This is a genomic window from Armatimonas sp. (assembly GCF_043760365.1).
In the GTDB taxonomy this organism is placed as follows: Bacteria; Armatimonadota; Armatimonadia; order Armatimonadales; family Armatimonadaceae; genus Armatimonas.
This window is the reverse complement of record NZ_JAYUPA010000343.1, coordinates 1-5,218: the sequence shown is the minus strand read 5'-3', so window position 1 is coordinate 5,218 and position 5,218 is coordinate 1. Positions and strand designations below refer to the sequence as shown.

At 58.1% G+C, this 5,218-nt stretch carries 5 protein-coding genes; 3 read left to right on the top strand and 2 right to left on the bottom strand.

Going from position 1 to position 5,218, the window contains the following annotated elements:
* The first annotated feature begins 57 nt into the window (after window positions 1–57).
* Entirely contained in the window at window positions 58–1,971 is a 1,914-nt protein-coding gene (locus tag ACH2EH_RS08465; protein ID WP_395140740.1) for a DUF6785 family protein, read from the top strand.
* Between the two features lie 174 nt (window positions 1,972–2,145).
* On the opposite strand, the gene ACH2EH_RS08460 is transcribed toward ACH2EH_RS08465, so the two are convergent.
* Both ACH2EH_RS08460 and ACH2EH_RS08455 read right to left on the bottom strand, forming a co-directional pair.
* Complete coding sequence (locus ACH2EH_RS08460) at window positions 2,146–2,397, bottom strand: hypothetical protein (protein ID WP_395140738.1); 252 nt, start codon at window positions 2,395–2,397, stop codon at window positions 2,146–2,148.
* 152 nt (window positions 2,398–2,549) lie between these two features.
* Window positions 2,550–3,248, bottom strand: coding sequence for a SinI family restriction endonuclease (locus ACH2EH_RS08455; RefSeq protein WP_395140736.1), 699 nt, complete (start codon window positions 3,246–3,248; stop codon window positions 2,550–2,552).
* Window positions 3,249–3,290: 42 nt separating this feature from the next.
* Between ACH2EH_RS08455 and ACH2EH_RS08450 the strand changes: the two genes are divergently transcribed.
* Together ACH2EH_RS08450 and ACH2EH_RS08445 are read left to right on the top strand one after the other, a co-directional pair.
* Window positions 3,291–4,490, top strand: coding sequence for a DNA cytosine methyltransferase (locus ACH2EH_RS08450; protein WP_395140734.1), 1,200 nt, complete (start codon window positions 3,291–3,293; stop codon window positions 4,488–4,490).
* Window positions 4,491–4,527: 37 nt separating this feature from the next.
* Window positions 4,528–5,145, top strand: coding sequence for a hypothetical protein (locus tag ACH2EH_RS08445; RefSeq protein ID WP_395140732.1), 618 nt, complete (start codon window positions 4,528–4,530; stop codon window positions 5,143–5,145).
* Window positions 5,146–5,218 lie beyond the last annotated feature (73 nt).

The window sequence follows — 5,218 nt, the reverse complement described above, 5'->3', positions numbered from 1 at the left end:
TGGACTTCTTCAGCGCCAAGCTTCGCGCCAAACTCGCCTGACAGGTATAATCCTCACATGACATGGCGGGCAGTGCTGCTCGGACTTTTTGGGGCGGTGGAGATCGCGATTCTCCAGATCGTCACTAAGATCTACCCACAGACGGTCGTCCTGCACTACCAGAGCGTCCTGACACTTTTTGCCGGGTCGCTATTTCTTCTCTTTACGCTCTGCGTTGTCAATGCCTTGCTGAGGCGCTGGCGGCCTGCGTGGCGCTTCACCCCGCAGGAGCTGGCGCTGATCTACGGCATCTCCACCGTGGCGGCGAGCATTGCGGGCCAGGACGAGGCGCAGTTTCTCTGGCCGATGATGGCCTACCCGTTTCGGGCGGCACAGAACGACTCTATGGGGGCGTTTCGGCACTACATTCCCACGTGGCTCGTGCCCCATGACCCGAAGATTATCGAGCCCTACTACAGCGGCAACGGGAGCTTCTGGGAGCCGGAGAGACTGCGGGCCTGGGCGATTCCTCTGGGGTGCTGGCTCACCTGGCTCTTTGCCCTGGGGGCGACCATGTGGGCCTGGAATGTGATCCTGCGCCGCCGCTGGGTGGAGCACGATAAACTCGCGTTTCCTTGTGTGCAGCTTCCGCTGGAGCTTTGTCGCAATGGGGGCTTTGGGGGCCTTGCGGGAGGAAAACTCTTCTGGGTGGGCTTTTTTCTCTCAGCGCTTTTAGAGTCGCTGAGTGTGATCCACAACCGCTTTCCCAATGTCCCGGCAGTGGTGCTGGACTGGCAGGCGACGGAGCTCCTAGAGGGGCTACCCTCGCCGTGGAAGGCGCTGGCCCCGATGTATCTCACGTGGAGCACGGTACACCTGGGAATCTCGTACCTGATTCCGCTGGATATTCTGTTCTCTGGCTGGTTCTTCTTTATTGCCCGCAAGCTGCTCGAAGTCTTCGGCTACGCCCAGGGCTGGCGTGAGCTAGGCTGGGATGCAAAGGGCTTCCCCTACACCAGGGCACAGAGCGCGGGCTCCTGGACAGTGCTGTTTTTCTTACTCATCTGGGCGGAGCGCAAGCACCTCGCACAAGTTATGGACGCCGCGTTTTCCTGGGGCAAAAAAAGCCACACCGACGATGCCAATGAGCCGGGCTCCTACGCTGTCGCAGGCCGAACACTGGTGCTGGGGACACTGTTTCTCTACTGGTGGAGTGTGCAGTCCGGGATGTCGCCGCTGATCGCCGCCGCGTTCTATGGCTTTTTCTGGGTGCTCAATGTCACGATGACCCGCGTTTATGCACTGGTGGGGCCGTCGTTTCTGGAGCTGTACTATCTTGATCCGCAGAAGATGCTCACGACACTCTTTGGGACGCTCTACCAGGAGCCGGGCTCGCTCGTGGCGTTCTCGCAGATGTACTGGATTAACCGGGATCACCGCGGACAGCTCATGGGCCACCAGCTTGAGGCTTTCAAGATCGCGCAGGCCGTGGGCCTGCCGCTACGCAAGATGGGGATCTGGGTGCTGATTGCCTTTGCCGTGGGCGCAATCACGTGCCTGGTGGCCTATCTCCACTGGGCCTACAAAGTGGGCGAGGACCAGTTCGCGTCGGGTGGTTGGCGTGAGGCGGGCTCGGGGACAGCCATCGGGCGCATTCGGGAGTGGACGTATCAGCCCAAGGGCCCAGACTGGCTGGAGATCAGTTTTATGGGAGTCGGGGGTGTCTTCACCTGGATACTCGCCAAGCTCTCCTACCACGCTGCGGGCTTTCCGCTCCACCCGATCGGCTACGCGCTCGCCGTCTGTTTTGCGATGGAGTACAACTGGCCCGCGTTTCTGATGGTCTGGCTCCTCAAGGGACTCTTTCTCCGCTACGGCGGCCTTGCGCTCTACCAGCGCTTTATTCCCGCCGCCCTTGGCCTGACCCTTGGTGGCATCGTCGTGCCCGTGTTCTGGAGCTTCGTCAGCTGGATCTTCGGCTGGTACACGTAAAGTCTCGCCTGCCATCTCCCTGCCGCTGAGACGGCTTCCCTCTTCCCCTGCCGCTCGTTCCTCGCTGAGAAGAGGGACAAGCTTACCACGATAGGGTAGCCTCTCTTCCCGACAAGCTTGCGAGTCATGAGGGGAAGAGAGGTGGGTAAGTTCTGCGAACCCGGAGAGATGGTCCTACAGCCGTCCGAGTAGCTCGGGGGTGGCGAGGAGGGTGTCGAGGGTGACACGGCTCTGGGAGATAAAGTTCGCCAGGGCTTCGTCCTGCTCGGCGGGTGTGGGGCGCTTGGTTTTGCTCGTCGCGCTCTCCTCACTGCTCTTTGCGCACTCATTGGCGCTCGTCGTGCTCACATTGCTACTAATCAGGCTCTCATCACTACCGATAGCGGTCTCGTTACTGCTCATCGTCGTCTCCTGCGTGCTCATCACGCGCTCATGGCTGCTCCTACCCTTCGTCTAGCAGCTCATCGTGGCCTCCGCAGCAGTTCTGGCCCTCTCGCCGGTGGTAGGGGGAGCGTCCCCCAAACCCCGGAGCCTCTCGTTACTACTTGTGACACAGACACTCGAAATCTGGTTGCAGGCTATTTTGATGAGGTCAAGGCAGTACGTCGAATGAAGGCATAGAAATCTTCTTCACTGACAACTACTCCTGTGTCTTTCTGGAGTTTCTCCCAGTTAGTCTGCCCTGACTCTGCCTTAATGCGATACCACTTCTTAATATCTGTCCCAAGGCGAATCGCTGATGAAGAACTATTCTCGGAGTTGCTTCGATTTTTGACTTGTAGTAAAACGGGTGGTTCCCCCGGTAGGAGAAAATCTATCGCCCGTAAAGTCTCTCCACAGGCCCATACCCAGCCGCGCTTTTCCAAGCACTCCGCAAGGTAATGTTCAAGTAGTGTCCCTATCAAGTTCTCTGCCGCCATAGAGAGCCGATGAAGTTTTGTGATCTCCGCAAACGCCTCGGGCTGAATTCCCTCAAAGGCTTTAAGAACTTCATCCACGGCTGGATCGGGAGTCGTCGCTACCTGCTTCAAAACAATCTTGCGCTGGCGCTCTGCTAGATAACCGCCGATGTATTTCTTCAGATAGGCACGAATTTCATCCTCAGAGGACGGCAGAAGTAGCTCTTTGCCCCCCTTCTTAGGGAGAGAGGTAGGCACCCCGAAACCAAAGGTGAGGAGCTGCTCAAGAGAGGGACTCCATGTGCCGTTGAGTTCCTGACAAGCAGATTTTGCAAGATCAAGAAAGTGCTCCCGTGTGAGCGTGACAGGCTGTGACATGACAAGTATAATACAGCAACCTGTACAAGGTGCTTTTCAGCTATGGAAAAATACAAATTTCTCGGGTTCTTCAGTGGAGCATTGGGACTAGACTCTGGCCTGGAAGCGGCGGGCTTAGAATCCCTGGCGGCGAATGAGTTTGCCCCCACGGCCTGCAAGACGATCCGAAGGAACCGGCCTGAGCTGAAGCTGTATGATGGCGATATTCGTGACCTGACGGCAGAGCAGCTTATGCGCGATCTTAAGATTGAGCGTGAGGAGCTTTTTGCCATCGTCGGTGGGCCTCCTTGTCAAGCGTTCTCTACGGCGGGAAAGCGGCTTGGGCTTAACGATGAGCGGGGGAACGTCTTCCTGCACTTTATCGACCTGATCGGAGAGTTGCGGCCCAAGTACATCGTTATCGAGAATGTCCGGGGGATTCTCTCTACCCCGATGGTACATCGTCCCCATAGCGACCGTGACTATGCGGGTATCTCTCCCTTCGATGAAGAAAAACCGGGCGGCGCGTTGCTCCATATTCTGGCCCGTCTCAAAGATGCTGGCTACGAAGTTAGCTTCGAGCTCTACAACACGGCCAACTTCGGGGTGCCCCAGATTCGAGAGCGCGTGGTGATGGTCGGCGCACGCGATGGGAGTACCGTTCCCTATCTCTTTCCCACCCACGACCAAGAAGAGCGCTACGATATGGCCCCGTGGCGGACATTTCAAGACGCTGTGGAAGGCTTGACGGCAGCGCCCGAGGCCGTGAAGTTCCCCGAGCGCCGCCTCCAGTTCTATCGGATGCTCAAAGCGGGGCAAAACTGGCGCGACATTCCCGCGCATCTCCAACGGGCTGCGATGGGAAAAGCCTACGACGCGGGCGGCGGAAAAGTTGGCTTTTACCGTCGCCTTGCTTGGGATCGCCCCGCCCCGACCCTTGTCACGTGCCCGACCATGCCTGCGACCGATCTCGCACACCCCGAAGAGAACCGCCCCCTCTCCGTTCAAGAGTACGCACGTGTCCAAACGTTTCCCGATAGCTGGATATTCGAAGGCAACCTCACAGACCGCTATAAACAGATCGGTAACGCCGTCCCTGTGAAATTCGGCGAGGCGATTGGGCGGCACCTAAAAGCCTATGATGCGGGTGAGCTCGCGGGCAAAGCTGCCGCTCCCATTCCTCTTAGCCGGTACCGCAATACGGATCATCGCTCTTGGCAAGCCGCCCATGCTCAAGGCTGGACAACGGGTAAACTTTTCTAGCTTCCTTCGAGCCAAGGCTCTCTGGTAAACTACTGGCATGGCCTACAATGCGTTTACGCTGAACGAGGTGAAGCGCCAGTTTGGGCTGGAGATTCACGAGCAAGATGATCTCTTTTCCGAAGCGACTTCTGTCGAGGTCAGTTCATGGCTTCAGGAGACGCTTCGTGAGTTTGCTCCCCTAGCGCTGGCGATGTCCACAGAGAAAGCGCGCTCGGAGATGATTATCGCGCCCATCTTGCTAGAGGCGCGGCGTCACAAACACGAGACGATCAGCCTGTTCTCCGGGATGGAGTTCTCGGTAGATGCTGCGCAGGGACTGGTGGGCTTCTGCGACTACCTGCTCTCGCTCTCTCCTACACACTTCTCCATTGAAGCGCCTGTGGTCGCTGTTGTCGAGGCTAAGAACGAGAACCTGCGCGGCGGAATGGGGCAGTGTATCGCTGAGCTGGTCGCGGCGCGGCTCTTCAACCAGCAACAAGGCAAGCCCGTCGAGACCGTCTACGGAGCCGTGACCACAGGAAGCACTTGGCGCTTTCTGCGCCTCCACGGCTCCGATGTTCATGTGGATTTGACAGAGTACTACCTGGACCAGCCCGGCGCGATTGTCGGCGTGCTTCTCTGGATGCTGGATAACACGGGCTATGGAAACTACTGAGATCATCTCACTGCGCCTCTTTTGCCCGGGCGATCTGCCGCGCTTGCAGGAGATCACGGCGCTGACCTTTGGG